At 48.3% G+C, this 1,448-nt stretch carries 3 protein-coding genes; all 3 read right to left on the reverse strand.

Annotation, left to right across the window (positions count from 1 at the left end; genetic code table 11):
- A partial coding sequence (locus ACO0K2_RS19670; RefSeq protein WP_423021757.1) for a glycoside hydrolase family 19 protein occupies positions 1–479 on the reverse strand: 479 nt, incomplete at its 3' end.
- Positions 476–814 carry a hypothetical protein gene (locus ACO0K2_RS19675; protein WP_423021758.1) on the reverse strand — a complete coding sequence of 113 codons (339 nt, stop codon included), beginning with the start codon at positions 812–814 and terminating at the stop codon, positions 476–478. The genes ACO0K2_RS19670 and ACO0K2_RS19675, both read right to left, overlap by 4 nt.
- Positions 814–1,200 (reverse strand): hypothetical protein, encoded by a 387-nt coding sequence (locus tag ACO0K2_RS19680; protein WP_423021759.1) that lies wholly within the window; start codon positions 1,198–1,200, stop codon positions 814–816. Before ACO0K2_RS19680 ends, ACO0K2_RS19675 begins: the two co-directional genes overlap by 1 nt.
- Positions 1,201–1,448 lie beyond the last annotated feature (248 nt).

The raw sequence follows: 1,448 nt of genomic DNA on the forward strand, positions 1-1,448 counted from the left end.
TGTCTTTCGGATAGCCCATTCAGCCCTCCATTGATTTTTCGGGTGATCGTGACAAAGAAGTCTTTATCTGCCAATTCGTTAAGCCCGTGCGTCTGCCAAAACCACGCGGCTGATCGACAAGCATTGACCGGCTGTTCAAGCAACTCAGGATGATTTACGCAGTCGATTTTCAAAGCAGCAGCAACAAGTTGATAGTTGTTTAGCCCCGTGATCTGAATCAATCCCCTGCCCTTGTACTTCTCACCGTCTCCCGGGTGAATGTCGCCCAAGTCTTTGCGCCCTTGGTATGCCGCTCCACTCGCCAACTCTTTCACATAAAGCAATTGGCAGCTTTCGTGAGCTATTTGCGCTAAAAAACTGGCCTGACGCAACGGCGTGTTAATCTGAAATTCCTGCATGGCAGCGACCAGCGGAGCAAAAAATGATGCCGCCCGATCTTTTGCCAGAGGCATTATTTTTTGCAGCTGGTCGAGTGTCATTTGTCGGCTTTCCCGTCAATCTTGGTTTGCAACTGATTAATCGACTCACGTGTGTCGCGCGCGCTTTCGCGAATAGCCTCAACAAGATCCTTGATGGTCTCGTCCAAACGGTCCAGACTCTTACTGAGCTCGTCTTGGGTAACGTGGTGGGTGGCGACGTAAAGTTTAAAATCGGTCAATTCTTTCTGCGCCTGCTCAAGCTTCAATTGATGATCCTTCAACGACTCATCAATCTGGTGAACATTTCTACGTAGCAGAAAAGTGACTGTTCCGAATATTGTGGAGAAGATGGTTCCTGCCACGCCGACACCCTCGATCAGAAAAGACGTGTCCATTACTTCACCTCGTCGGGAGAAAAAACGAAGGTCGGCAACTGGTTGCGCTGCATCACCCAAATTGGATAGGGCAGCAAGTGGATGCCATGATCTTTGCCACGATGGTGCTTTTCGCACAGGACCATCATGTTGTATTCAGAGTCGATGAAATCCGAAGCTTCATTGAATGAGGACCAAGGAAAATTCGGGTGCAGCTCACGCATTTTGTCCCAATCGATCCCTTCTGAGTCTGCCCACTCAGCATGAAAGTGATGCACTTCACGCTTATCCTTGGAGCCACAAACCCAGCAAGCCGAATCCAAAACCTTGATCAGATGATGCTTGGTCTTTTTGAATAGAGCCGACTCGGTACGCGGTGCGTGATCTGGATAAAAAATATCAATCACGATGGTTTCTTTTTGTTCGTGTTCTTTTGCTGGCATCAGCTTTCCTTTAGGCGTAAAAAAACCCGCCGAAGCGGGTTGTTTAAAGTGAGGACGAGTTAATTAAATACCGCTGCAAGATACTGTCAATACGTCACCAGCGATAAATGGGGTAGAAGCCCCGGTTGTTCGTGCGTAAGCGCTAAGAGTCACTGAAGTAGTCGATTGTGCGGTAACACCGACAACGATTGACGCACTATTAGACACGTCTT

The sequence above is a fragment of the Undibacterium sp. MH2W genome (assembly GCF_049340215.1).
Classification (GTDB): domain Bacteria; phylum Pseudomonadota; class Gammaproteobacteria; order Burkholderiales; family Burkholderiaceae_D; genus Undibacterium.

Excerpts from the sequence above, each read along its gene's own strand:
- ACO0K2_RS19675 (WP_423021758.1), bottom strand. The coding sequence starts at position 814 with ATGGACACGTCTTTTCTGATCGAGGGTGTCGGCGTGGCAGGAACCATC.